This is a genomic window from Tardiphaga sp. vice154, from assembly GCF_007018645.1.
Lineage (GTDB): Bacteria > Pseudomonadota > Alphaproteobacteria > Rhizobiales > Xanthobacteraceae > Tardiphaga.
This window is the reverse complement of record NZ_CP041399.1, coordinates 367,099-390,975: the sequence shown is the minus strand read 5'-3', so window position 1 is coordinate 390,975 and position 23,877 is coordinate 367,099. Positions and strand designations below refer to the sequence as shown.

General features: G+C 64.3%; 26 protein-coding genes. 11 read left to right on the top strand and 15 right to left on the bottom strand.

The window, feature by feature from the left end; all coding sequences use genetic code 11:
* Positions 1-23: 23 nt before the first annotated feature.
* The 5 genes from rlmH to FIU28_RS01745 all read right to left on the bottom strand — a co-directional run bounded on the left by rlmH (position 24) and on the right by FIU28_RS01745 (position 4,371).
* On the bottom strand, positions 24-506 hold the full coding sequence (rlmH, locus tag FIU28_RS01765; protein WP_143571381.1) for a 23S rRNA (pseudouridine(1915)-N(3))-methyltransferase RlmH: 483 nt from the start codon (positions 504-506) through the stop codon (positions 24-26).
* Between the two features lie 229 nt (positions 507-735).
* Positions 736-1,104, bottom strand: a complete 369-nt coding sequence (rsfS, locus tag FIU28_RS01760) for a ribosome silencing factor (protein WP_143575991.1) — start codon at positions 1,102-1,104, stop codon at positions 736-738.
* A gap of 376 nt (positions 1,105-1,480) precedes the next feature.
* Entirely contained in the window at positions 1,481-2,131 is a 651-nt protein-coding gene (locus FIU28_RS01755; RefSeq protein ID WP_246660834.1) for a nicotinate-nucleotide adenylyltransferase, read from the bottom strand.
* A gap of 18 nt (positions 2,132-2,149) precedes the next feature.
* Entirely contained in the window at positions 2,150-3,442 is a 1,293-nt protein-coding gene (locus FIU28_RS01750) for a glutamate-5-semialdehyde dehydrogenase (protein ID WP_143571380.1), read from the bottom strand.
* 140 nt (positions 3,443-3,582) lie between these two features.
* Positions 3,583-4,371 carry an alpha/beta hydrolase gene (locus FIU28_RS01745; RefSeq protein WP_143571379.1) on the bottom strand — a complete coding sequence of 263 codons (789 nt, stop codon included), beginning with the start codon at positions 4,369-4,371 and terminating at the stop codon, positions 3,583-3,585.
* Between the two features lie 269 nt (positions 4,372-4,640).
* Here FIU28_RS01745 and infC point away from each other — a divergent pair, with 269 nt between their 5' ends.
* The gene (gene infC, locus FIU28_RS01740) at positions 4,641-5,180 is read left to right on the top strand and encodes a translation initiation factor IF-3 (RefSeq protein WP_143575989.1); all 540 of its coding nucleotides are present in this window, start codon (positions 4,641-4,643) and stop codon (positions 5,178-5,180) included.
* 217 nt (positions 5,181-5,397) lie between these two features.
* On the opposite strand, the gene FIU28_RS01735 is transcribed toward infC, so the two are convergent.
* Positions 5,398-5,829, bottom strand: coding sequence for a hypothetical protein (locus FIU28_RS01735; protein WP_143571378.1), 432 nt, complete (start codon positions 5,827-5,829; stop codon positions 5,398-5,400).
* 309 nt (positions 5,830-6,138) lie between these two features.
* Between FIU28_RS01735 and rpmI the strand changes: the two genes are divergently transcribed.
* From rpmI to FIU28_RS01705, 6 genes are all read left to right on the top strand, one after another.
* A complete protein-coding gene (gene rpmI, locus FIU28_RS01730; protein WP_044405954.1) occupies positions 6,139-6,339 on the top strand; it encodes a 50S ribosomal protein L35 in 201 nt (66 codons plus the stop codon).
* Positions 6,340-6,409: 70 nt separating this feature from the next.
* Complete coding sequence (gene rplT, locus FIU28_RS01725; RefSeq protein WP_143571377.1) at positions 6,410-6,769, top strand: 50S ribosomal protein L20; 360 nt, start codon at positions 6,410-6,412, stop codon at positions 6,767-6,769.
* Between the two features lie 72 nt (positions 6,770-6,841).
* Positions 6,842-7,489, top strand: coding sequence for a hypothetical protein (locus FIU28_RS01720; RefSeq protein ID WP_143571376.1), 648 nt, complete (start codon positions 6,842-6,844; stop codon positions 7,487-7,489).
* Positions 7,482-8,564: a phenylalanine--tRNA ligase subunit alpha gene (gene pheS / locus FIU28_RS01715; RefSeq protein ID WP_143571375.1), complete on the top strand. Its 1,083-nt coding sequence runs from the start codon at positions 7,482-7,484 to the stop codon at positions 8,562-8,564. The genes FIU28_RS01720 and pheS overlap by 8 nt, the downstream gene beginning before the upstream one ends.
* Positions 8,561-10,966, top strand: a complete 2,406-nt coding sequence (gene pheT / locus FIU28_RS01710) for a phenylalanine--tRNA ligase subunit beta (protein ID WP_143571374.1) — start codon at positions 8,561-8,563, stop codon at positions 10,964-10,966. The genes pheS and pheT overlap by 4 nt, the downstream gene beginning before the upstream one ends.
* Positions 10,963-11,730 carry a sulfite exporter TauE/SafE family protein gene (locus tag FIU28_RS01705; RefSeq protein ID WP_246660833.1) on the top strand — a complete coding sequence of 256 codons (768 nt, stop codon included), beginning with the start codon at positions 10,963-10,965 and terminating at the stop codon, positions 11,728-11,730. The genes pheT and FIU28_RS01705 overlap by 4 nt, the downstream gene beginning before the upstream one ends.
* Before the next feature lie 168 nt (positions 11,731-11,898).
* On the opposite strand, the gene FIU28_RS01700 is transcribed toward FIU28_RS01705, so the two are convergent.
* On the bottom strand, positions 11,899-13,272 hold the full coding sequence (locus FIU28_RS01700) for a flavin monoamine oxidase family protein (protein ID WP_143571373.1): 1,374 nt from the start codon (positions 13,270-13,272) through the stop codon (positions 11,899-11,901).
* Positions 13,273-13,459: 187 nt separating this feature from the next.
* On the opposite strand from FIU28_RS01700, the gene FIU28_RS01695 reads away from it, so the two are divergent.
* Entirely contained in the window at positions 13,460-14,353 is an 894-nt protein-coding gene (locus FIU28_RS01695; RefSeq protein ID WP_143575987.1) for a YiiX/YebB-like N1pC/P60 family cysteine hydrolase, read from the top strand.
* A 180-nt stretch (positions 14,354-14,533) separates the two neighbouring features.
* On the opposite strand, the gene FIU28_RS01690 is transcribed toward FIU28_RS01695, so the two are convergent.
* From FIU28_RS01690 to FIU28_RS01680, 3 genes are all read right to left on the bottom strand, one after another.
* Positions 14,534-15,385: a carbohydrate ABC transporter permease gene (locus FIU28_RS01690; RefSeq protein WP_143575986.1), complete on the bottom strand. Its 852-nt coding sequence runs from the start codon at positions 15,383-15,385 to the stop codon at positions 14,534-14,536.
* Positions 15,386-15,401: 16 nt separating this feature from the next.
* A complete protein-coding gene (locus tag FIU28_RS01685; RefSeq protein ID WP_143571372.1) occupies positions 15,402-16,277 on the bottom strand; it encodes a carbohydrate ABC transporter permease in 876 nt (291 codons plus the stop codon).
* 171 nt (positions 16,278-16,448) lie between these two features.
* A complete protein-coding gene (locus FIU28_RS01680; RefSeq protein ID WP_143571371.1) occupies positions 16,449-17,831 on the bottom strand; it encodes an ABC transporter substrate-binding protein in 1,383 nt (460 codons plus the stop codon).
* Positions 17,832-17,983: 152 nt separating this feature from the next.
* On the opposite strand from FIU28_RS01680, the gene FIU28_RS01675 reads away from it, so the two are divergent.
* The gene (locus FIU28_RS01675; RefSeq protein ID WP_143571370.1) at positions 17,984-18,736 is read left to right on the top strand and encodes a sulfate transporter family protein; all 753 of its coding nucleotides are present in this window, start codon (positions 17,984-17,986) and stop codon (positions 18,734-18,736) included.
* A 127-nt stretch (positions 18,737-18,863) separates the two neighbouring features.
* Here the strand turns inward: FIU28_RS01675 and nth are convergent, their stop codons facing one another.
* Complete coding sequence (gene nth / locus FIU28_RS01670) at positions 18,864-19,595, bottom strand: endonuclease III (RefSeq protein ID WP_143571369.1); 732 nt, start codon at positions 19,593-19,595, stop codon at positions 18,864-18,866.
* A 22-nt stretch (positions 19,596-19,617) separates the two neighbouring features.
* On the opposite strand from nth, the gene FIU28_RS01665 reads away from it, so the two are divergent.
* Both FIU28_RS01665 and FIU28_RS01660 read left to right on the top strand, forming a co-directional pair.
* On the top strand, positions 19,618-20,136 hold the full coding sequence (locus FIU28_RS01665) for a DUF2244 domain-containing protein (RefSeq protein ID WP_143571368.1): 519 nt from the start codon (positions 19,618-19,620) through the stop codon (positions 20,134-20,136).
* 75 nt (positions 20,137-20,211) lie between these two features.
* On the top strand, positions 20,212-21,099 hold the full coding sequence (locus tag FIU28_RS01660; protein WP_246660832.1) for a methylated-DNA--[protein]-cysteine S-methyltransferase: 888 nt from the start codon (positions 20,212-20,214) through the stop codon (positions 21,097-21,099).
* A gap of 161 nt (positions 21,100-21,260) precedes the next feature.
* On the opposite strand, the gene FIU28_RS01655 is transcribed toward FIU28_RS01660, so the two are convergent.
* The 4 genes from FIU28_RS01655 to pyrF all read right to left on the bottom strand — a co-directional run bounded on the left by FIU28_RS01655 (position 21,261) and on the right by pyrF (position 23,872).
* Complete coding sequence (locus FIU28_RS01655; RefSeq protein WP_143571367.1) at positions 21,261-21,884, bottom strand: 2,3-bisphosphoglycerate-dependent phosphoglycerate mutase; 624 nt, start codon at positions 21,882-21,884, stop codon at positions 21,261-21,263.
* A gap of 67 nt (positions 21,885-21,951) precedes the next feature.
* Complete coding sequence (gene dapB / locus FIU28_RS01650; RefSeq protein ID WP_143571366.1) at positions 21,952-22,767, bottom strand: 4-hydroxy-tetrahydrodipicolinate reductase; 816 nt, start codon at positions 22,765-22,767, stop codon at positions 21,952-21,954.
* Positions 22,768-22,840: 73 nt separating this feature from the next.
* A complete protein-coding gene (locus tag FIU28_RS01645; RefSeq protein WP_143571365.1) occupies positions 22,841-23,143 on the bottom strand; it encodes a DUF1330 domain-containing protein in 303 nt (100 codons plus the stop codon).
* A gap of 18 nt (positions 23,144-23,161) precedes the next feature.
* Positions 23,162-23,872 (bottom strand): orotidine-5'-phosphate decarboxylase, encoded by a 711-nt coding sequence (pyrF, locus tag FIU28_RS01640; RefSeq protein ID WP_143571364.1) that lies wholly within the window; start codon positions 23,870-23,872, stop codon positions 23,162-23,164.
* Positions 23,873-23,877 lie beyond the last annotated feature (5 nt).

Genomic DNA, 23,877 nt, shown 5'->3' with positions numbered 1-23,877 from the left:
ATCGTCGCTTTCGCTGGAAGAACCTAAACGCGGTGATACGGATGTCCGGACAAAATCGTCGCCGCCCGGTAGATCTGTTCGAGAAGCATGACCCGCACCATCTGATGCGGCCAAGTCGCTGCGCCGAACGCAATACTCATCTTGGCTCTGCGCCGCAATTCGGGCGAAAGTCCGTCCGCGCCGCCGATCACGAAAATAGTGTGCCCCACCTGCTCGTCGCGCCAGCGGCCGAGATGGCGGGCAAAGCTCGGGCTGTCGACGCTGGTGCCGCGCTCGTCCAGCGCGACGATCACGGCCTTTTCCGGGATCAACGCCGTGATCGCGGCGGCCTCCTCGGCGATTCGGGTCGCCGCATCGCGGGCGCGGCTTTCCGGAATTTCATGGATCGCGAGGCCGCGAAAACCGAGCTTGCGGCCGATATCGTCGAAGCGATCGCGATACCGCTCCGCCAGCTCGCGTTCCGGACCCTGCTTGAGCCTGCCGATGGAAATGAGAACCAGATGCATAGGGGCTAGGGTCTGACTTGTTCAACTAAAGCGCATCGACGCACTGTCGCTGCGCCCCTTCTCCCCATTGGGGAGAGGGCTGGGGTGAGGGGGCACCGGCCTATCAATGGCACGAAACCCCTCACCCGGATTGCCCAGTCGATGCTACGCATCGCCAGGCAATCCGACCTCTCCCCAAGGGAGAGGTGACAAAACATCATCGGCACGATCCGGTGAAAGAGCCTCGATATCAAACCGCCTTGAGTTCGATCTTGTCGTCGCCGGGGCTCTGCGTCCACAACCGTTCGAGATTGTAGAATTCGCGCACTTCCGGGCGGAAGACGTGAACGATCACCTCGCCGGTATCGATCAGCACCCAGTCACAATTCGGCAGCCCCTCGATGTGGAGCTTCTTGTTGCCGGATTCCTTGAGCCCCTTGGCGACGGTCTCAGCCAATGAGCCGACATGACGGTTCGAGCGACCTGTGGTGATGACCATGTAGTCGGAGAACGCCGACTTGCCGCGCAGGTCGATGGTGACGGTCTCTTCCGCCTTCATGTCGTCGAGCCGCTTGAGAATGAGGTCGAGCACCACATCGGCGCTGTCGCGCGGCTGCAGGCCGGCCAGCGCGGCCTTCTTGGCCTTCGTCACCTTGGGCGTGACAACCTTGGCGACGGAAGCTTTAGCAACCGAAGCCTTCTTCGGCGCTACTGCCTTCTTGGCGACAAGCGCCTTTTTCGGCACGACGGCTTTCTTCGCAGCAGATTTGGGAGCAGCAGCTTTCGCTGGAGGCTTGGAAGCGGCCTTGGAGGCTGCCTTGGCCGGGGCCTTCTTTTTGGCGCCGGTTTTCGTCGATACAGAAGTGGCCAGGGACCATTCCTTTCACGGGTCGGGGCGCCTGATCCGGCGCCCGATGAAGAGACTATGATGAGGGAGTCGTGGATTCAATATTCCAGGCCGTTCCTATAGCACTTATCGACGCGGTGTTGTGGAATTACGTCTTCCAGCTGCCATCGGCGTTGCGCAGCCGGGTCGAGGACATCGCAAGCTTCAGCCCGGTGAGGAACACCCAGGCCGGCGGGTCGAGGTCGGCCAGCATCCCGGCGTCGCGTTCCGGGATCCGGTCCCGCGACAACGCCTGCGCCGCCGGGGACGCCAGGCCGCGCAGGGTCAGCGGCGGGCGGTCGATCACCGCAAACGGCACCTGCGCGGCGATCTGCTGCCAGTTTTCCCATTTGTGGAACTGGGCGAGATTATCGGCGCCCATGATCCAGACAAAACAGGCGCTGGCGCAACGCCTTCGCAGATAGGTGATGGTATCGACGGTATAGCGGGTGCCGATCGCGGTCTCCAGGCAGGTGACGTCGATGCGCGGATGGTTGGCCATGGCCCGCGCCGCGGCCGCGCGCTCGGCGAGGTCATGCAGATTGCTGCGGTCTTTCAGCGGGTTGCCCGGCGACACCAGCCACCAGACGCGATCCAGTTGCAGCCGCTTCATCGCAAACAGCGAAATCGCCCGGTGCGCGGCATGCGGCGGGTTGAACGAGCCGCCGAGCAGCCCAATCCGCTGGCCTGCGCTGTGAAACGGGATGGCGTGGCCCGCAGAAGCCCGGCCGGGGACTGCAGGCTCCAGTTCAGTCGCCACGCGCGCGCGCCATGTTCATCACGGCCGGGTCTGACCGGTGCCGTGGATGCGGTATTTGAAGCTGGTGAGCTGTTCGGCGCCGACCGGGCCGCGGGCGTGGAATTTGCCGGTGGCGATTCCGATCTCGGCGCCGAAGCCGAACTCGCCGCCATCGGCAAACTGCGTCGAGGCATTATGCAGCACGATGGCGGAATCGACCTCGTTGAGGAAGCGCGTCGCCGCTGCCGCATTTTCGGTCACGATCGCGTCGGTATGGTGCGAGCCGTGATCCCTGATATGCGCCAGCGCCTCGTCGAGGCCATCGACGACCCGCGCCGAGATGATGGCGTCCTCGTATTCGGTATCCCAGTCCGCGTCGGTCGCCGGATTGACACGGCCGTCCACCGCCTGCACGGCGGCATCGCCGCGGACTTCGCAGCCGGCCTCGATCAGCATTTCCACCAGCGGCTTGAGATGCGTGGCCGCCACCGCGCGGTCGACCAGCAGCGTCTCGGTGGCGCCGCAGACGCCGGGCCGGCGCATTTTCGCGTTCAGCACGATCGACTTGGCCATCTCCAGCGAGGCGGCACGATCGACATAGACGTGGTTGACGCCTTCGAGATGCGCGAACACGGGCACCCGGGCCTCGGCCTCGACGCGCGCCACCAGGCTCTTGCCGCCGCGCGGCACGATGACATCGACGCCGCCGTTCAGGCCTGACAGCAGCAGGCCCACCGCGGCGCGGTCGCGGGTCGGCACCAGAGTGATCGCGGCCTCGGGCAATCCGGCCTCGCGCAGGCCCTGCACCAGGCATTCGTGGATCGCGCGGCAGGATCGGAAACTGTCGGAGCCGCCGCGCAGGATCACGGCATTGCCGGACTTCAGGCACAACACGCCAGCGTCCGCTGCGACATTGGGCCGGCTCTCGAAAATCACCGCGACGACGCCGAGCGACACGCGAACCCGCTCGATGGTCATGCCGTTCGGCCGCTGCCAGCTCTCGGTGACGGCGCCCACGGGATCGGCAATGTCATGGATCACGCGAATGCCGTCGGCCATCGCGCTGACGCGGGCCGGTGTCAGAGTCAGCCGGTCGATGAAGGCGGAGGTTGCGCCATTGGCGCGGACCTCGGCGACATCCTCGGCATTGGCGGCCAGGATCGCCGTTTCGCCGGCGCGGACGGCGCGCTCCATCGCCGCCAGCGCGCGGTTTTTCTGTTCCGTCGGCGCTATCGCCAGCGCCCGCGCCGCCGCGCGGGCGGCCAGCGCGAGGTCGTTCATCAGCAACGGCAGATCGGCCGTGCCGTCGATGGCTTTCAGCGAGGCGGTCATGTCAGGCCCGGGCGGTCAGGAGAAACTCGCCATAAAATAGGGACTTCGGCCCGCAAGGTCAAAGGGAGCGGCGCCGCGGCCGGTCGGCGACAAGGCCGCTCAACCGAATTGGTAGTTCGATCGAGGACGGACCCAGCGGCCTACTTCGAGATGTCTTCCACCGCCGCAATGATCCGCGCCAGATCCTGCGGCCGCGACAGCCGATGGTCGCCGTCCGGGATCACCGTCAGCACGACGTCGTCGACTGGCAGTCGCTCGGTGAGGCGAAAGGCGTGCTTCCACGGCACGTCGGGATCGAGCCGACCCTGCAGGATGCGAACCGGGCAGCCGAGCTCGATGCTGCCGCCGAGCAGCAGATGGTCGCGGCCTTCCTCGATCAGTTGCCTAGTGATCGGATAGGGCTCGCCATATTCCGACGGCCGCATCCAGCAGCCGTCGCGCATGATCTGTTCGCGCACTTGCGGCGAGAAGCCGTTCCACATCAGCGCTTCGGTGAAGTCCGGCGCCGGCGCGATCAGCACCAGGCCTTTCAGCGTGGCGCGGCCGATCATGCCGCGGCGGGCCAGTGCGCGCGCCAGCAGCAGCGCCATCCAGCCGCCCATCGACGAGCCGATCACCACCTGCGGGCCCTGGCATGCCGCGTCGAACACCGCGAGACTGTCCTCGAGCCAGCGACCGATGGTGCCATCGACAAAGGCGCCGCCGGATTCACCGTGGCCGGAATAGTCGAAGCGGACGCAGGCGCGCCCCTGCTCCGCCGCAAACGCATCCAGCGCCAACGCCTTGCCGCCCTGCATGTCGGACTTGAAGCCGCTCATCCAGAACAGCCCGGGCGACGTGCCCTCGCGGATCCGCAGCGCGATGCGCCGGGCGGCGGGGCCGCTGCCGACCGTGATGAAAGTGGGGGCTGTTGACGCCGGGCTGCTCATGGATGACCTCGTTTCGAAGCTGTTTGAGCGAGCGGCACAGCCCCGTCAACGCCGATACCGCGTGGCGTTTGCGGCCCGGTGCGGCTTGCGCAACGTCCGCGGGCGCTCTATTTGAGCTTGGTCGGCGCCATTTGCTGCGTTTTGCGCGTTTGCCCGGCCCAAATGCCGCGTATTTCCGCGTTTTGACCTGCATCATTGTGAGTTTGCTTGCTCAAAACGCTCACTTCCTGCAAACTGTCGCCTTCCTTCACAACATTGGAGAGTTACCCATTCGCCGTCCCAACAGAGCCCCGCCCGCCCAGACCAAAGACGGGCCGCGCACCAACGATGAAATCCGCAACGCCCAGGTTCAGCTGATTGATCAGACAGGCCTCAACCACGGCACTGTCGAAACGACGATCGCTGTGAAAATGGCGATGGAAGCCGGCATGGATCTGGTCGAGATTTCGCCCAATACCAGCCCTCCCGTCTGCAAGATCATGGACTACGGGAAGTTCAAATATTCGGCCCAGAAAAAGGCCGCGGAAGCCCGCAAGAAGCAGAAGATCGTCGAGATCAAGGAGATCAAGCTCCGTCCGATGATCGACGACCACGACTACGAAGTGAAAATGCGCGCGATGCAGCGCTTCTTCGAAGAAGGCGACAAGGTCAAGATCACGCTGCGTTACCGCGGCCGTGAAATGGCGCATCAGGAAATCGGCACCAAGCTGCTCGACAAGGTGAAGGCGGACGTCGCCGAATACGCCAAGGTCGAACAGGACGCGCGTTTCGAAGGCCGCCAGGTGGTGATGGTTCTGGCGCCGCGCTGATCGCTATTTGGTTAGATTATAAATGATTTCGGCCCGTCAGGTTTCTGGCGGGCCTTTTTCTTTAGCTACGCCGTCATTCCGGGGCACCAGGGCGAAAGTCCGAGCGAACCCGGAATCCCGAAATGTTCATCGTCCCATGCCGAGGTTCTCCGCCACTCCAATTGGAGTGGCGGACGTTCGCTCGCGGCTGACGCCGCTCTCGCCCCGAAATGACAGCCTAGCTCTTGCTGGCTTCCCAGCGGCCGGTGCAGGTCGTGGTCGCGGACTTGCCGCTCCATTGCCCTGTGCCGGCGTTGCCGGAGATCTTGCCAGAGGCATTGGCCTTTTGATCGCCGCGGGCGATCGATACGTTGACGGAGCCCGCGTCGGCGACGTTTCCGGAGATCTCGAAGCTGCCGTCGCCATTGTAGCTGACTTTGCCGCCGACGACCTTGACCGGATAGCTGTAGGCCGGATCGCAATTGCCGGATTCGGTGATGATCGTGACTTTCCAGTTGCCGTCATGGGAGGTTGCGGCATGCGCGGCACCTGCCAGCGCGATGGCGGCGGCGACGCCGGCCGCGGCGAACAGCCACTTCAGCGTTGTGATGCGCTTGGCGTCCTGCTTGATGGCGATTGCCTTGGGTGACTTGCTGGAATTGCTGGCCATGGTGTCGTCCCGATTTCGTTTCGTGCCGTTTGTTGGTCATGCAACAGATAAGGATCATGAAACGTTCCGGCCAGTGCGGCGCAGCCGCGCAGCAAACGACTCTTAAGCAGCGTTAATCGTTGCCAATTCCCCTATCCTCTGCCATAAGCCCAACCTTCATCGGCCGGCTCATCAAGGGCTGCCGTGCCGATGTCCGTGCTGACTTCTTCCGTGAGGCAATAAGTCGAGCACTTTCAACGCTCTAGCGAGCATTTTAGCCGGCGCAGCGCCCCTCGGGCGCAACAGGCGTGCGGGCCATAGGAGAGCCAAATGCCCAAGCTGAAGACCAAGTCGGGCGCCAAAAAGCGCTTCAAAGTGACCGGAACAGGCAAAGTGATGTCGGCCCATGCCGGCAAGCGCCACGGAATGATCAAGCGGACGAAGAAGCAGATTCGTCAGCTCCGCGGTACGCGCGTGCTGTTCAAGACCGACGGCGACAACATCAAGAAGTATTTCTTGCCGAACGCCTGACGTTTTCACGTCATCACGGCTGCGTTCGCGCGGCACCCTGTTTTTCATTTTGAATTGAAGGAGACCAGTCATGGCTCGCGTCAAACGCGGTGTGACAGCTCACGCCAAGCACAAGAAAGTCTACAAGGCCGCCAAGGGTTTCCGTGGCCGTCGCAAGAACACGATCCGCACCGCCAAGCAGGCCGTCGAAAAGGCAGGCCAGTACGCCTTCCGCGACCGCAAGCGCAAGAAGCGCACGTTCCGCGCTCTGTGGATCCAGCGCATCAACGCCGCCGTCCGTCCGCTCGGCATGACCTACAGCGTGTTCATCAACGGCCTCGCCAAGTCCGGCGTGCTGGTTGACCGCAAGGTGCTGTCGGATCTCGCGATCCACGAGCCCGCGGTGTTCACCGCGATCGCCGAGAAGGCCAAGGCCGCTCTCGCGGCTTAATGACTTTATGCCGGCAGACCGACTCTGAGCCTGCCGGCATCGCCTGGCAGGCTTTTGGTTGGTGCGGCTGGCATGAACACTGTCATCGATTCAGGCACATGGACCGGGATCTCGACCGATCCTTACGCCGCGCTCGACGCGCAAGAGCGATCCGGCGAACTTCGCTTCGATGAAAGCCGAAAACTCTGGTGGTGGGGCGCCCTTGGCCTCCCATCGCTTGCTGCTTTCGGAGCTTGGCTCATTTACGCCGAATATGCAGGGGACCAGTCGACCGGTCGTTATTCAGCTCTGCTGAACCTGCCCTATTACAAGACGATCATGGGCCTGCTCATGATGGCAGTCGCCATCGGCGCTATTCCCCGCTGGAGACGTCGCTTGGCCGATCGAAGCAAGACAGCGCCGCTCTTCATCAACGATCGCGACCTTCGCTTTGGCATCCCCTCGCAAAGCATCAAGTTGAGTGCGATCAAACAGCTGACGTTCACCGGCGCTTCGGGGACGGTGGATGAACTGGCCGAGAAGCTGAGCCCGTGGGCCGAGCCCGGACATGGCAACAGGGGTGGCTCGATGGCGTTTGCTATCGTAAGTCTCATCATTAATGAACGAACAACCCCCGTCCAACTCGACCTCGCCACGCTGAAAGGCCATCCGCCCCGTATCGGCCTTATCCTCTGCGACCGAATCCAGAAGCAACAAGCCTCCGTTGGTAGCCATGTCTGATCTTCAAACTCTCCAAACCGAAATCCTTGCCGCCATCGCAGGCGCCTCCGACGAGGCCGCCATCGAGGCGGTGCGCGTCGGTGCGCTCGGCAAGAAGGGCTCGATCTCGGCGCTTCTTTCCACGCTCGGCAAGATGACGCCGGAGCAGCGCAAGACCGAGGGTGCCGCGATCAACCTCGCCAAGGATGTGGTGACGCAGGCACTGACCGCGCGGCGCGACATCCTGAAGAACGCCGCCCTCGACGCGCGGCTCGCCTCCGAAACCATCGACGTCACGCTGCCGCTGCGCGACGCTCCGGCCGATCTGGGCCGCGTGCATCCGCTCAGCCAGGTGATGGACGAACTCACCACCATTTTCGCCGATATGGGATTTGCCATCGCCGAAGGTCCGGACATCGAGACCGACGACTACAATTTCACGAAGCTGAACTTCCCCGAGGGCCATCCGGCCCGCGAGATGCACGACACGTTCTATTTCAATCCTGATTCGGACGGCGTGCGAAAGCTGCTGCGCACCCACACCTCGCCGGTGCAGGTCCGCACCATGCTCACGCAGGAGCCGCCGATCCGCATCATCTGTCCGGGCCGCACCTATCGCAGCGACTCTGACCAGACGCACACGCCGATGTTCCACCAGGTCGAAGGCCTGGTGATCGACAAGACCGCGCATCTTGGCCACCTCAAATGGATCCTGCACGAATTCTGCAAGGCGTTCTTCGAGGTCGACAATATCAACATGCGGTTCCGGCCGTCGTTCTTCCCGTTCACCGAGCCGTCGCTGGAAGTCGACATCCAGTGCCGCCGCGGCAATGGCGAGATCCGCTTCGGCGAAGGCGAGGACTGGCTGGAGATTCTCGGCTGCGGCATGGTGCATCCCAACGTGCTGCGCGCCTGCAACATCGATCCCGATGTGTACCAGGGCTTCGCCTGGGGCATGGGCATCGACCGCATCGCGATGCTGAAATACGGCATCGGCGATCTCCGTCAATTGTTCGAGGGCGACGTGCGCTTCCTCAATCACTACGGCTTCAAGCCGCTGGAAATGCCGACGCTGGCCGGAGGATTAAGCTCGTGAAATTCTCCCTTTCCTGGCTGAAAGAACATCTCGACACCGACGAGTCGCTCGAGACGCTCGCCGACAAGCTCACCATGATCGGGCTCGAGGTCGAGCACATCGCGGACACTGCGAAGCTGTTGCAGCCGTTCACGATCGCCGAGATCGTCGAGGCCGTGCAGCATCCCAATGCGGACCGGCTGCGCGTCTGCACCGTCAATGTCGGCGAGGCCTCGCCATTGCAGATCGTCTGCGGGGCGCCGAATGCGCGCGCGGGATTGAAGACCGTGCTCGCCCGCCCCGGCACGTTCATTCCGGGCAAGGACTTCACCATCGGCCTCGGCAATATCCGCGGCGTCGAGAGCCAGGGCATGCTGTGCTCGGCCGGCGAGCTCGGACTGCCCGACGCCATCGACGGCATCATCGAGCTGCCGGCTGACGCGCCGGTCGGCAAAGCCTATGCCCACTGGGCGAAGCTCGGCGACCCCGTGATCGAGATCAATCTCACGCCGAACCGGCAGGACTGCACCGGCGTGTTCGGCATCGCGCGCGATCTTGCCGCCGCCGACATGGGCAAGTTCAAGAATCCCGCGATCAACCCGATCAAGGGCGAATTCCCCTGCCCGGTGAAGGTCACCGTCGAAGACGCGACGTTGTGCCCGGGCTTCGCGATGCGCCTCGTGCGCGGCGTCAAGAACGGCCCGTCGCCGGAATGGCTGCAAAAGCGCCTGACCTCGATCGGGCTGCGCCCGATCAACGCGCTGGTCGACATCACCAACTTCCTCACCTTCGATCGCGCCCGTCCGCTGCACGTGTTCGATGCCGCCAAGGTGCATGGCGACATCGTGGTGCGCCGCGCCCGCGACGGCGAGACTTTGCTGGCGCTGGACGGCAAGACCTACAGACTCGACGACAAGGCCTGCGTCATCGCCGACGACAACGGCGTGGAATCGCTGGCCGGCATCATGGGCGGCGAGGCCTCCGGCTGCGACGAAGGCACCACCGACGTGCTGATCGAATCCGCACTGTGGAACGAGATCAACATCGCGCAGACCGGTCGTCGGCTCGGCATCAATTCGGATGCGCGCTATCGCTTCGAGCGCGGCGTCGATCCGGCCTTCATGCTGCCCGGCCTCGAACTGGCGACGAAGCTGGTGATGGAATTGTGCGGCGGCACGCCGTCGGAGAACATCGTCATCGGCAAGGCTTTCGCCGATGACCGCGTGATCGATTTCCCGGTCGCCGAGGTCAAGCGGCTCGCCGCGATCGACGTGCCTCCGGCCGAGATGCGCCGCATCCTCGGCCATCTCGGCTTCATGATGGCCGGCAGCGGCCCCGTCGTGAAAGTGGCGATTCCGCCGTGGCGTTCCGATGTCACGGGGAAGGCCGACATCGTCGAGGAGATCATGCGGGTTCACGGCGTCGACAAGGTGCCGATGACGCCGTTCCCGCGCGGCGACGCGCCGCGCAAACCGATCCTGACCCAGATCCAGCTCCGCACCCGCCGCGCCAAGCGCGCCCTCGCCGCGCGCGGCATGGTCGAGGCTGTGACGTGGTCGTTCATCTCGAAGCCGCACGCCGAATTGTTCGGCGGCGGCGCGCCCGAGCTGGCGCTGGCCAATCCGATTGCGGCTGATCTCTCCGACATGCGGCCGAGCCTGCTGCCGGGTCTCGTGCGCGCCGCGCAGGCCAATGCCGATCGCGGCTTCTCGGATCTCGCGCTGTTCGAAGTCGGCCAGGTGTTCAAGGGCGACCGCCCGCAGGACCAGTTTGTCGCCGCCGCCGGCCTGCGCCATGGCATGGCGTCCTCGAAGGGCATGGGCCGGCACTGGTCCGGCGCCGTAACCGCCGACGCGCTCGACGCCAAGGCCGATGCCTTCGCCGTGCTGGCCGCCGCCGGCGCGCCGATGCAGGCGCTGCAGATCGTCTCCGGCGGGCCGTCGTGGCTGCATCCCGGCCGCTCCGGCACCATTCAGATCGGCCCGCAGAACATTCTCGGATATTTCGGCGAATTGCATCCGCGTGCCGCGGAAGCGCTCGGCGCCGACGGCCCGCTGCTGACCTTCGAAGTGATCCTCGACCGCATCCCCGACGCCAAGCAGAAGGCGACGCGCGCCAAGCCGGTGCTGGAATTGTCCGCGTTCCAGCCGGTGTCGCGCGACTTCGCCTTCATCGTCGATCGCAGCGTGAAGTCGGGCGATCTCGTCCGCGCCGCGCAGAATGTCGACAAGAAGCTGATCTCGGGCGTCACGGTGTTCGACGTCTATGAGGGCAAGGGCATCGACGACGGCAAGAAATCGGTCGCGATCGCGGTCACCATGCAGCCGCGCGAGAAGACGCTGACCGATGTCGAGATCGAGGCGGCGGCGGCGAAGATCGTGGCGGAAGTGACGAAGAAGACGGGTGGAACGTTGCGGGGATGATGGCCACTCTTGGCCTTGCCTCCTATTCCACCGGCTCGCTTCTCCTCGTCGTCATCACCGCCTTTGTCGCGGGGCTTGCCCGCGGCTTCTCCGGCTTCGGCTCGGCGCTGATCTTCATGCCGATTGCCAGCAAAATGATGGGCGCGCAGGTTGCGGCACCCCTGCTGCTGCTGATCGATTTCCTCACTACGCTGACGCTGATCCCGAATGCCTGGCGCCGCGCCGACCGGCACGACGTCGGCATCATCTCGCTCGGCGCGCTGGTCGGCGTGCCGCTCGGCACGATGATGCTGGCGTGGGGCGATCCGCTCACGATCCGCTGGATCATCGTCACGCTGATCGGCCTGATGCTGGCGCTTCTGGCCTGCGGCTGGCGCTTTCCCGGCAAGCCCACGCCGGCACCGACGATCGGCGTCGGCAGCATCGCCGGCTTCTTCGGCGGACTGGCGCAACTCGGCGGCCCGCCGGTGGTGATGTACTGGCTGCGCGACGCCGCCGTGGCTGCGGTCACCCGCGCCAACATCATCCTGTATTTCTTCATTGCGGACCTGCTGATCATCGTCAGCTATTCGATCGGCGGGCTGTGGACCACGGCGATCCTCGGCCTCGCGGTGATCACCGGACCGGTATTCGCGCTCGGCCTGTGGCTCGGCTCGAAGCTGTTCGGCAAAGCCAGCGACGAAACCTTCCGCCGCATCTGCTATGTGCTGGTCGTGGTATCGGCGCTGATCAGCCTGCCGCTGTTCGATGGGATGTTTCGATAGACTTCGTCTACCGCCATACCTGCGGAATCATCCCCTCACTGTCATTCCGGGGCGCGTGCGGCGGTAGCCGAACGCGAACCCGGAATCCCGAAATGTTCATCGTCCCATGTCGAGGTTCCGGGTTCGCTCGCGCTGGTGCGCTCGCGCCCCGGAATGACAGTGTGGGGCCTAATTCCGCTTCGTCCGCGCCTTCTTCTCCGGTTCGGCCGGCTTCACCGGCGCCAGCTTCGCCAGCGCGGCATCGGCGGCGCGTTCGCCGCTTTCCCAGGCGCCGTCGACAGTGCCCCACAGCGTCTCATGCGTGGCCTCGCCGGCGATGAACAGATTGCCCATCGGCTCGATCAGGACGCGCCGCGACTCCTGACCGCCGGGGACCGCCGCCGACATCGCGCCCTGGATCAGGGGCTGCGCGTTCCAGTTGGTCGCGGTCGACTTCTTCACCGCGTTCTTGATATCACTGCCGAACAGTTTGGTCAGCCACTCCACCGCGAACGCCACCATCGCAGGCTCACCCTGCGCCGCCAGCCCGCGACCGAAGGCGCCCGCGACATCGACCGTGCAGAGCGAGGTGCCGCCGATATTGGCGAACAGCGCAGCGGTGCGGGCGTCGCTGCTTTGCTCGATCATCAGCTCGTCGCGGCCAAGGCCGAGCGGATTGCCGGAAAATTGCAGCGCGATCCGGTCATAGCTGCCGAGACTGAGTTTCGCCGCGGCATCGAGCTGCCGCTTCGGCAGGTCCGGCGTGAATTTGATCGCACCCGACGCCAGCACGTTGGAGGACACCGTGACGATGACGCCGCGCGCGGCGATCCGGCCCATCGGTGTCTCGACGCCGATGTCGCGCCCGCTCCAGATCACCCGCGTCGCCGGCGTCGACAACGCCACCGGGACGCTTTCGCCGAGTTTGAGCATCAAGGCGCCCAGCCCCTGGCGGCTGGCGACATCGATGGCGCGGTCCTGCGCGCGAAACTGGTCGAGCGCGGAGAGGTCTTTCAGATCCTTGCCGGTGGCATAGGCGCCGAGAATGAAATCGATCGTGCCTGACCAGTCGCCGAGATCCTTCGGCAGCACCGCGGCGCAGGACATGTCGCCACGGCGGGCGCCCTCATCGATCGCGCGATTGGCGCGCACCAGGGTTGCCAGCAGGTTCTCTGTCTCGCCGGCGCGCGCATTGCGGCGGCCGATCCGCAGCTTCTGGCTCGGCGGCGCGGGTGCCACATCGATGCCGGCCGGCCGTGCCAGCCGGACCAGCGCATTGCTATCCGGCGTATGCAGCCAGCGCGCGCCGCGATCGAACGGCGCCTCGAAGCTGGAGGCGTCGGTCAGGCAGCGCCCGCCGATCTGGCCGGCGGCTTCCAGCACGATCACACGGCGACCCGCCGCCATCACCCGCCTAGCTGCGGCAATGCCGGCGGCGCCCGCGCCGATCACCACGATATCGGCCTCGCGCGGAAGCGTCGCAGCCCGCGCCCTAGCGCCGAACAACGGCAGCAGCGTCAATGCCGCCGACGCCGACAGCAGATCGCGGCGGGAAATTGTCATGGCATGGTTTCCGAAACTTTGCGGGACGCAAGAACATCTGGCGAACTTGCCGTATCCCGCTAGGGGTGCGCAACTCTCATGGTGAATCAGGTGTAAGCAATGCCACGAAGGCATGAACCAATTTGAAATGGCTGGCGCGCAGGATCATGTCAGAAGCGGTCGGGACGAGCCGCAGGGGGTAAGCATCATGGGCGTCGTGCTCGATACGGTCGGACAATGGATCGCGGCCTATCTGCAAAAGGAAGTGCCGGGCTACGAGCCGTTCACGCCGAGCGATCCGGAGCGGTTGCGCGACGTCATCCTGGAAGGTGACGTGCTGCTGGTGGAGGGCAACAACCGGGTTTCCGGCATCATCAAATATCTCACGCAGTCGACCTGGTCGCATGCCGCGCTCTATGTCGGGCCGATCGACGGCGCCACCGAGCCCGACGGCGAACCGCATGTGCTGATCGAGGCCAATATCGGCGAGGGCGTGACCTCGGCGCCCTTGTCGAAATATTTTCCGTATCACACGCGGCTGTGCCGCCCGGTCGGGCTGTCGTTCGAAGACCGCCACACCGTCTGCCGCTATGCCATCAACCGGATCGGCTTCGGCTACGACACGAAAAATATTGTAGACCTGATGCGCTTCCTGATCCCGCTGCCGGTGCCGCAGCGCTGGCGGCGGCGCATGATCGCGTTCGGCTCCGGCGATCCGACCAAGATCATCTGCTCGGCATTGATCGCGCAAGCATTCGACGCGGTGCGCTATCCGATCCTGCCGAAGATCACGCAGGCCGGCAGCCGGCAGGCACGCCGCGAGATCCTGCATATCCGCGATTCCTCGCTGTATATGCCACGCGATTTCGACATCTCGCCGTATTTCGAGGTGGTCAAGCCGACCATCGCGCTCGGCTTCGACTACACCGCCCTGCACTGGGCCGACAAGCAGAAGCCGCTCCGGGAGGTAGCGGACGCCTTCGGTCCATTTCCCGGCACGGAAACACCATCGCCGCCGCTCGTTCCTGAAGCGACTGACGCGCAAGCGGCGGTTGTTGGCGAAGGGGTGAGTCTGTCGCCGAGGATCAGGCTGGTGGCTTAAACACTGTCGTCCCGGACAAGTGAGCGAAGCGAGCGCAGATCCGGGACCCATACGCTCCGAGTCTGCTGCCGCCCCGGAACGGCGCCCCAGCGATTCATGACGACAGCGTGTATGGATCCCGGCTCGCGCTCGCAAGGGCTCGCTTGACCGGGACGACAGGTGGAGAGGTTGAAACTTTGATTACGACTTCACCGCGCCTGCCGTCAGCCCGCCGACCATGTAGCGACGGAACGCGTAGTACATCGCGGCCGGCGGCAGCGCGTAGATCAGGCCCGTGGTCATCAGCAATTCCCACGGCGAATCATCCGCCGCCAGGAAATTGCCCAGCGCCACCGGCAGCGTGATCTCGGTATCCTTCGACAACAGCAGGAAGGCATAGAGGTACTCGTTCCAGGCCAGCAGCACGGCATAGGTGCCGATTGCCACCAGCGACGGCAGCATCAAGGGCAGGTAGACTAGCCGGAACAATTGCATCGGCGTGGCGCCGTCCATGATCGCGGCCTCGTCGAGTTCGACCGGCAATTTGTCGGACGCCTGCTTGAGCACCCAAATCGCATAGGGCGAGGCGATCGTCACCATCGCGAAAATCAGCGACCAGTGGTTGTTGAGCAGGCCGTAATTGCCCATGGTGCGGTACATCGGCACGGCGAGGAATGCCGCCGGGATGAAATACGTAAACAGCGCGAGGTTCATCACGGTGCGGCCGCCGGGCACGCGCAGCCGCGAGATCGCGAACGCCGCGCAGGTGGCGATGAACAAGGTCAGCGCGCCGACCGCCAGCGCGATCACTGTCGAATTCCAGAACTGCGCCCAGAAATCCCGCAGAAAATAATGCTGCTGGCGAAACACGATGCCGAAATTATGTAGCGTCGGATGGTCCGGCCACAGCTTCCCGGCGAAGGCATCCTGCTTCGGGGAGATCGCGAACAGCACGAGATGATAGATCGGCAGCAGCGTCCAGATCAGCACCGGCAAGCCGATCAGCAGCAGTTTTGCTTCATTGCCGACGTCACGCAGCGAGAAGGACTTCATCATCGCGCAGGTCTTTTCATCGTGAAAGCCGTTTCATCATGAAATACACCAGCGGCAGAACCAGCGGCAGCGCGCAGACAATCGCGGCCATCGACAGATCGAGCTGGTCGAGGCGGAGATAGCGGATGCCCAGCGTCGCCAGCACATGGGTGAGGTCGGCGGGGCCGCCGCCGGTGAGGAGATAGACGCTGTTGAAATCCCCCAGCGTCCAGATCATCGAGAGCAGCGTGCAGGTCATATACAGCGTTCGCATCGCGGGCCAGGTGACGAAGCGGAATTTCTGCCAGCCGGAGGCGCCATCGACCTCGGCGGCCTCGAACTGGTCCTGCGGAATCGCCAGCCGTCCGGTCATCAGGATCAGCGTCCAGAACGGCAGCGACTTCCAGATATGCATGCCGATCGCCATCGTCAGCGCGATCGCGGGATCGTTGAGCCAGTTCGGCCCGTCCTCGCCGGTGAGCTTGAAGATCAGGTGATTGACCACGCCCCATTCCGGATTGAACATGAAGCGCACCGACAGGATGGTGGGGATCGACGGCACCGCCCACGGCAGGATGAACAGCACCGACAGCCAGCGGATCCAGGCGCGCTGCTGGATGAAGAAGCCGGACAGCGCCAGCGCGATCAGCATTTTCAGATTGATGCCGACGATCAGGAAGATCAGCGTGTTGACCGCGGCGCGCGCGAAGATCGGGTCGTTATACAGCGCGACATAGCTCGCCGGATGCCGCGCCAGCCACAGCCCGTAGCTGACGGGATAGACGACGAAGGCCGCGAACACGAGAATATACGGCGCCAGCAGCGCCAACCCCCAGACCTGCGTCGTCGTGAGCCGTGACGTCCACGGCCGTCGCGGGGTGGCTTCGGGAGACGAGAGCGTGATGGCGGTCATGGCTTGCCTATCGTCGTTTCGGCCGACCCCAATCTGTCATTCCGGGGCGCAAGCGCCGCGAGGCGATTGCTAACCCGGAATCCCGAGGTGAGAGGGACAGAGATAGAGCCGTTCAAGGTTCCGGGTTCGCTCGCAGCTCGCGCTGCTCTCGCCCCGGAACGACAGCGACTGCTACCCTGCCACCTGCTTGATCCTGGCGATCAGCTCGTCCACCGCCTTGTCTACCGGCACCTTCTCCGAGACCACGCGGTTCATCGCCTTGGCCCAGACGTTCTCGTTGTTCAGGATCGTGAACTTGTAGTTCTTCACGAAATCGAACGTCGAGGTACCCGCGGTGAACTGGTTGTAGACCGCCTTGCGGTGGCGGTCGGCCTGCCAAAACGGGCTGGCCTGGCCGGCGATCGTCACCGGAAACCAGCGGCCCAGCGCGCCTTCGACATAGGGCTGCAGATTTTCCTCCTGCAGCAGGAATTTGACGAATTCCTTGGCCTGCGGCTTGTTCTTCGAGGCGCTGAAGATCATGCCGGTCTTGACGTCGGAGCGATATTTGATCGGCGTGCCGTCCGGCTTGGCGGGAAACGACGCCGTGATGATGTTCTCCTCATAGGCCTTCTTGCCGGCGGCGCGCTGCTCGGGCGTCAATGCCTGGTTCTGCGAATCCTCGAACCATTTTCCGGCGATCGAGATGGTGAAGTTGTGCGTCATCAGGATCGTCTTGTTGTGGAAGGCGACGTTGTTGTCGGGGTCCTTCCACGTCGTCGAGGACGGCGGCGAGCAGCCCTTGATGTAGGTGTCGGTGTAGTCCTTCAGCGCGCCGATCAGACCTTCGCGGACCTTGGGATCGTCGACCAGGAGCTTGCCGTCATCGTCCACGAGCTTGACGTTGTAGGCGTCCATGAAGGTGTAGAAACTCTGGAAAGAGTCGGTCGACTCCACGCCCATCGGCTGGCCGACGCCATAGGCGCGCGAGCCCGACGCCTTGCGATAGGCCGGCTGCACCTTGTCGCACCAGAACGACCAGTAGCCCTTCCAGTCGGTCGGGATGTCGCTTGGCTTGAAGCCGGCCTGCTCCAAGAGGTCGCCCCAGATCTGCACATGCATCGACTGCTGCTTCAGCGGAAAGCCGTAATAGGCCTTCTTCTTGGTGACGTCGTTGTAGAGCAATGCAGTCTCGACGGTGTTCGGCGCGAAGGCCTGCTTCATCGGCGCGAGAATGTCGGTGAGGTCTTCCAGCTTGCCCTCGAAGGCCCATTTTCCGGACGCCTGCACGTCGTAGGTGTCGGCATAGGCGACATCGGGCGGGGTGCCGGAATCCAGTGCCGCGACCGTCTTCGGGATCATGTCCTGGATGGCGTATTGCGACAGCTCGACCTTGATGCCGGTCTTGGCCTCGAATTTCTTGATCGCCGCAATCAACGAATCGTCTTCGGAACGGTAGAAACCCTTGCTGAACCAGACGGTGATCTTGTCCTCCGCGAAGGCGGGTGCCGCGGCATGCAGCAGGCCGACGGCGGCAACGGCCAATGCTAGCGGACGCGTGAACCTGAGTACCACGATGTTTTCTCCCCTGACGTTTCATTTTTTGTCAGACTACTGCAATCGCGCGCGCCGTCCACATAACTCGTTGCTGCGCTGCGAGCGGCGGCCCTTGCCGAAGCCGCGCGCTATCGCTAGTTCTGCAGAGATATCAACGCCGAGGATACCCCATGCTGACCGCCGCCACCCGCGCGCTTTCACAAATCCTGTCGCCGCCGATGCGCAGCATCCTGTGGAAGTCGATCGGGCTGGCGCTCGTGTTGATCGTCGTGCTGGGCATCGGCCTGCAGCGGGCGCTGAGCTGGCTGGCCACCTCCGGCGAGATCTGGGCCGAGTCGATGCTCGGGCCGGGCTTCCACGCCACGCTCGATGTACTCGCCTGGATGCTGTCGATCGCCGCCGGATTGGGCGTGCTGGCCGGCGCGATCTTCCTGATGCCGGCGATCACCTCGCTGGTCGCCAGCCTGTTCGTCGACGACATCGCCGAGATCGTCGAGCGCGAGCACTATCCGGCGGAGCACCCCGGCGCGGCGCTGCCGTTCGGCATCGCGCTGACCGAAGGCGTCAAGACGGCGCTCCTGACCATCGTGGTCTACCTGGTCGCGCTGCCGTTCGTCTTCCTCGCCGGCGCCGGCTTCGTGGTGTTCTACCTTGCCACCGCCTGGCTGCTCGGCCGCGAATATTTCGAACTCGCCGCGATGCGGTTTCGCACGCCGGCCGAAGCCAAACTGATGCGCCAGGCCAACGGCATGACGGTGTTCATCGGCGGGCTGATCATCGCCGCCTTCGTCTCGATTCCGATCGTCAACCTCGCCACGCCGTTGTTCGGCATGGCCTTCATGGTGCATCTGCACAAGAGACTGAGCGGACCGCGGCCCGAGCTGATCGAGCCGACACGACGCGCGCGGATGCCGGTGAGCTAGGATCGGACCCCACCGCCGTCATTGCGAGGAGCCCTTGCAACGAAGCAATCCAGTTCTTTCGGCGCGTGCGGCCTTCTGGATTGCCGCGTCGCTTCGCTCCTCGCAATGACGTTGATAGGACGGCGCGTCACGCCTGCACCGTCTTCTCCGGCCAGCGGCACAGATCGTTGATCAGGCACAATTCGCAGCGCGGCTTGCGCGCCAGGCAAGTGTAGCGCCCGTGCAGAATCAGCCAATGATGCGCGTGCATCATGAACTCGTCGGGAATCACGCGCATCAGCGCGAGCTCGACGTCCAGCACGTTCTTGCCCGGCGCCAAATTGGTGCGATTGCCGACGCGAAACACATGCGTATCCACCGCCATCGTATGCTCGCCGAACGCCATGTTGAGCACGACGTTGGCGGTCTTCCGCCCGGCGCCCGGCAGAGACTCCAGCTCGGCACGCGTGCGCGGCACCACGCCGCCGAATTCGGCGATCAGCTTTGCCGACAGCGCGATGACGTTCTTTGCCTTAGTGCGGTACAGGCCGATCGTCCTGATGTAGTTGCGGACCTCCTCCTCGCCGAGCTCCAGCATCTTCTGCGGCGTGTCGGCGATGGCGAACAGCGCGCGCGTCGCTCTGTTGACGCCGGCGTCGGTGGCCTGCGCCGACAGCACCACGGCAACCAGCAGCGTGAACGGGTTGACGTGCTCCAGCTCGCCCTTCGGCTCCGGATTGGCCTCCTGGAACCGGGAGAATGCCTCATGTACCTCTGCGGCCGACCAGGGCTTCAGCTTTTTGGGCTTTTTGGCCGGTGCTGGTTTCGGCAGCGATTTGCCGGCAGACTTCGCCGGCAGCTTGCGGATGATTTTTGCCATCAACGGGGTATACTGACAGGCCATGACATCGGGCAACGATTTTGACGCCGAGGCCGAACCGGAATTGTTCTCGGCACTGCTCCGTCCGCACCGCGCATTGAGCCGCACCGGCTTTTTCGTGCTGATGGGCTTCGTCTGCACGGTCTCCTTCGCCGCCGGGCTGACGTTCCTGATGATGGGCGCCTGGCCCGTGCTCGGCTTCTTCGGCCTCGATGCGCTGGCGATCTGGTGGGCGTTCCGCGTCAATTACCGCCGCGGCGACGCCACCGAGGAGATCACCGTCACGCCGTCCGAAATCCGGGTACGGCGGGTCAGCCATCGCGGCCATGTCGTGCAATGGGTGCTCAATCCGCTGTGGGTGCAGCTCGAACAGATCAGCCACCCGGAATTCGGCATCGAGCAACTGTTTCTGGTCTCGAAGGGTCGCCGCATTTCCATTGCGCGGTTTCTCGGCGCCGAGGAAAAGGCGAGCTTCGTCAAAGCTTTGCTCGCGGGGCTACAGGCCGCCAAACGGGGCCCGACGTATAATCCCGTCGCATGAGCGGGAATCGGAAATCGGGTGGTTCACGGGCAACGCCGGGGCTACATCCGACGCATGATGAACCCCGCCAGCACCATGCTCATGACTGAGCCGCAGCCGACCCGGCCGGGCGCGCAGGACGCAGCCCTGCGCGACTACGACAGCGTGCGACGCGCGATCGGGTTCATCTCCGAGCACTGGCGCGCGCAGCCGGCGATCGAATCCGTCGCCGAGGCCGCCTCGGTCACGCCGGACGAGTTGCATCACCTGTTCCGGCGCTGGGCCGGCCTGACGCCAAAGGCCTTCATGCAGGCGCTGACGCTGGATCACGCCAAAAGCCTGCTGCGCAATTCCGCCAGCGTGCTCGATGCCGCGCTGGATTCCGGCCTGTCCGGGCCGGGCCGGCTGCACGATTTGTTCGTGACCCATGAGGCGATGTCGCCCGGCGAATGGAAGACCGGCGGCGCCGGCATGGAGTTGCACTACGGCTTCCACCCCTCGCCGTTCGGCACCGCCATCGTGATCGCCAGCGCGCGCGGCCTGGCTGGCCTCGCTTTCTCCGATCCCGGCGAAGAAAAGCCGGCATTCGAGGACATGGCGCGGCGCTGGCCGCGCGCGACCCTGATCGCCGACCAGTCCGGCACGGCGGCGATGGCACGGCGCATCTTCGACGCCAGACTATGGAAGCCGGAGCAGCCGCTGCGGGTGCTCTTGATCGGTACCGATTTCGAGGTCCGGGTGTGGGAGACGCTCTTGAAGATCCCGATGGGCCGCGCCGTCTGCTATTCGGACATCGCGAGCAAGATCGACAGCCCGAAGGCCTCGCGCGCCGTGGGTGCTGCGGTCGGCAAGAACCCGATTTCCTTCGTGGTGCCGTGCCACCGCGCGCTCGGGAAATCCGGCGCGCTGACCGGGTATCACTGGGGCATCACCCGCAAGCAGGCGATGATCGGCTGGGAGGCGGGGCAGGTGGGGGCGGGATGATGTCGCCACAATCCAACCGCCGTCATCCTGAGGTGCTCGCCGATTTCGGCGAGCCTCGAAGGATGCGGCCACGGGCGACGGCAGTTGCGACCATCCTTCGAGGCCGCCACGTACCGGCTCCGCCGGTTCGTGACGGCACCTCAGGATGACGGCAGAGTTTTTTAGCCCGCCAGATCCAGCTTCGACGCGACCGTCGAATCCGCGTTGAGCCGGTAGATGATCGGCACGCCGGTCGCGAGTTCGCGGGCCAGGATGCCTTCCGGCGACAGCTTCTCCAGCACCATGATCAGCGCGCGCAGCGAATTGCCGTGCGCCGCGACCAAAGTCCGTTCGCCGCGCAGCACGCAGGGCAGGATTTCCTGAACGTAGTACGGCAGCGTGCGGGCCAGGGTGTCCTTCAGGCTTTCGCCGCCGGGCGGCGGCACGTCGTAGGAACGGCGCCAAATGTGCACCTGTTCCTCGCCCCACTTTTCGCGGGCGTCGTCTTTGTTGAGGCCAGAGAGATCGCCGTAGTCGCGCTCGTTGAGCGCGAGATTGCGCGTGATCGGCAGGCCGGTCTGGCCCATCTCTTCCAGCGCGAGATCGAGCGTGTGCTGCGCGCGCGACAGCGCCGAGGTGAAAGCGACATCGAACACCAGCCCCTGCGCCTTCAGCTTCTGCCCGGCGGCCTTGGCCTCAGCGATGCCCTTCTCGGTGAGACCGGGGTCCTTCCAGCCGGTGAACAAGTTCTTCAGATTCCATTCGCTCTGGCCGTGACGGACGAGCACGAGAAGACGGTCGTTCATTCCAAATTCCGTTTCTTGTTAGAGGTCGCCAGCCCAAGACATCGCCAAGACATCGCCTAGAGATCACCTAGAGATCGCCGAGTCCGAGCACGTCGGCCATCGAATAGTGACCGGGGTTCTTGCCGTGCGCCCACATCGCGGCCTTGAGCGCGCCGTGCGCGAAGATCATGCGATCCTCGGCCTTGTGCGAGATCTCGAGACGCTCATAGGGGCCAGCGAAGATCACGGTGTGGTCGCCGGTGACGGTGCCGCCGCGCAACGATGCAAAGCCGATATCGCCGGTCTCGCGCGCGCCGGTGATGCCGTCGCGGCCGCGCGCGGAATGTTCGTCGAGCACGATGCCGCGGCCGGCCGCGGCAGCTTCGCCGAGCATGAAGGCGGTGCCCGACGGCGCGTCGATCTTGGCCTTGTGGTGCATTTCGAGGATTTCGATATCGAAGCCGTCGCCGAGCGACTGCGCCATGCGCTTCACCAAAGCGGCCATCAGGTTGACGCCGAGGCTCATATTGCCGGCCTGTACCACGATCGCCTGCTTGGTCACGCTCTTGATCACCGCATCGTCCGACGCCGACAGGCCGGTGGTGCCGATCACATGGACGATGCCGCGCTGGGCGGCGATGGCGACATTGGCGATGGTCGCGGCGGGCACGGTGAAATCGAGGATGCCATCGGCCTCCTTCGACATCGTCCACAGATCGCCCGACAGCTTGACGCCATTGGCCGGCAGGCCGGCCAGCGTGCCGCAATCCTGCCCGAGCAGTTCGGACGTCGGCGCTTCCAGCGCGCCCACGACCACCGCGCCGTCGGTTTCGGAAATCGCGCGGATCAGAGCGCGCCCCATCCGCCCGCCGGCGCCTGCCACGATCAATCGCATATCGGTCATGTCACGCCTTTCAAGCTGTAGGGGCGATATAACGTTGCAACGCCCCTGCGGCAACCGCTCGTCGCCGTCGTGGTTACGGCTGTGCGCCGTCATAGCCTTCGATGATCACCATCTCGCCTTCGGAATGCGGGCTGCGCATCGCCACCAGGCGCTGGTATTCCGGGGAATTGTAGCAGGCCAGCGCGGTCGCGTAGTCCTTGAATTCCAGCACCACGTTGCGCGAACGCGACGAACCCTCGCGCGCCTCGTGCTGCCCGCCGCGCACCAGGAATTTGGCGCCGAACTGGTGAAACACCGCGCCGTTCTGCGCGACGTAGTCCTTGTAGCCATCCATGTTGTGCACATCGATGCGCGCGATCCAGTAGCCCTTGGCCATCATTATCCCCCTGTGTTGTTAACCGAGCGCCGCCGTGATCTCCGCCACGATTGCTTCTGCTGCCGCCTTCGGATCGGCCGCGGCCATCACCGGTCGGCCGACGACGAGATAGTCCGAGCCTTCCTGGATCGCGCGGGTCGGTGTCATGATGCGCTTCTGGTCGCCGGTGTCGGAACCCGCCGGCCGGATGCCGGGGGTGACCAGGCACATTTCCGGCGCGATGATCTTGCGCAAATTAGCCGCCTCTTCGGCCGAGCAGACGATGCCGTCAACCCCGAGCGCCTGCGCCTGCTGGGCTCGGACCTCGACCAGATCGCGGACGCCGAGCTGATAGCCGGCCGCCTTGAGGTCGTCATTGTCGTAGGAGGTCAGCACAGTGACCGCGAGGATCTTCATGGCGGTGCCGCGGCTGGCCTCGACCGCCGCCTGCATGGTCTGCGGATAGGCATGCACGGTGAGAAATGTCGCTCCGAGCTTCGCCACGCTTGTGACGCCGCTGCCCACGGTATTGCCGATGTCGTGCAGCTTGAGGTCGGCGAAGACTTTCTTGCCGGCGTCGGCGAGCTTGCGGATCAGCGGAAGGCCGCCGGCGTAACCCAGCTGGTAGCCGATCTTGTAAAACGTCACGGCATCGCCGAGCCGGGCAATCATCGCCTCGGCGGCGTCCACATCGGGCAGATCCAGCGCGACGATCAGGCGGTCGCGCGGATCACTGACTTGGATCGTCATCTCGT

Bases quoted from the DNA above. Each gene is read 5' to 3' on its own strand.
- rlmH (WP_143571381.1), bottom strand. From the start codon at position 506: ATGCATCTGGTTCTCATTTCCATCGGCAGGCTCAAGCAGGGTCCGGAA.
- FIU28_RS01750 (WP_143571380.1), bottom strand. From the start codon at position 3,442: ATGACCGCCTCGCTGAAAGCCATCGACGGCACGGCCGATCTGCCGTTG.
- FIU28_RS01745 (WP_143571379.1), bottom strand. From the start codon at position 4,371: ATGAGCAGCCCGGCGTCAACAGCCCCCACTTTCATCACGGTCGGCAGC.
- FIU28_RS01735 (WP_143571378.1), bottom strand. From the start codon at position 5,829: ATGGCCAGCAATTCCAGCAAGTCACCCAAGGCAATCGCCATCAAGCAG.
- rpmI (WP_044405954.1), top strand. From the start codon at position 6,139: ATGCCCAAGCTGAAGACCAAGTCGGGCGCCAAAAAGCGCTTCAAAGTG.
- rplT (WP_143571377.1), top strand. From the start codon at position 6,410: ATGGCTCGCGTCAAACGCGGTGTGACAGCTCACGCCAAGCACAAGAAA.
- FIU28_RS01720 (WP_143571376.1), top strand. From the start codon at position 6,842: ATGAACACTGTCATCGATTCAGGCACATGGACCGGGATCTCGACCGAT.
- pheS (WP_143571375.1), top strand. From the start codon at position 7,482: ATGTCTGATCTTCAAACTCTCCAAACCGAAATCCTTGCCGCCATCGCA.
- FIU28_RS01705 (WP_246660833.1), top strand. From the start codon at position 10,963: ATGATGGCCACTCTTGGCCTTGCCTCCTATTCCACCGGCTCGCTTCTC.
- FIU28_RS01700 (WP_143571373.1), bottom strand. From the start codon at position 13,272: ATGACAATTTCCCGCCGCGATCTGCTGTCGGCGTCGGCGGCATTGACG.
- FIU28_RS01695 (WP_143575987.1), top strand. From the start codon at position 13,460: ATGGGCGTCGTGCTCGATACGGTCGGACAATGGATCGCGGCCTATCTG.
- FIU28_RS01690 (WP_143575986.1), bottom strand. From the start codon at position 15,385: ATGAAGTCCTTCTCGCTGCGTGACGTCGGCAATGAAGCAAAACTGCTG.
- FIU28_RS01685 (WP_143571372.1), bottom strand. From the start codon at position 16,277: ATGACCGCCATCACGCTCTCGTCTCCCGAAGCCACCCCGCGACGGCCG.
- FIU28_RS01675 (WP_143571370.1), top strand. From the start codon at position 17,984: ATGCTGACCGCCGCCACCCGCGCGCTTTCACAAATCCTGTCGCCGCCG.
- nth (WP_143571369.1), bottom strand. From the start codon at position 19,595: ATGGCAAAAATCATCCGCAAGCTGCCGGCGAAGTCTGCCGGCAAATCG.
- FIU28_RS01665 (WP_143571368.1), top strand. From the start codon at position 19,618: ATGACATCGGGCAACGATTTTGACGCCGAGGCCGAACCGGAATTGTTC.
- FIU28_RS01660 (WP_246660832.1), top strand. From the start codon at position 20,212: ATGCTCATGACTGAGCCGCAGCCGACCCGGCCGGGCGCGCAGGACGCA.
- FIU28_RS01655 (WP_143571367.1), bottom strand. From the start codon at position 21,884: ATGAACGACCGTCTTCTCGTGCTCGTCCGTCACGGCCAGAGCGAATGG.
- dapB (WP_143571366.1), bottom strand. From the start codon at position 22,767: ATGACCGATATGCGATTGATCGTGGCAGGCGCCGGCGGGCGGATGGGG.
- FIU28_RS01645 (WP_143571365.1), bottom strand. From the start codon at position 23,143: ATGGCCAAGGGCTACTGGATCGCGCGCATCGATGTGCACAACATGGAT.
- pyrF (WP_143571364.1), bottom strand. From the start codon at position 23,872: ATGACGATCCAAGTCAGTGATCCGCGCGACCGCCTGATCGTCGCGCTG.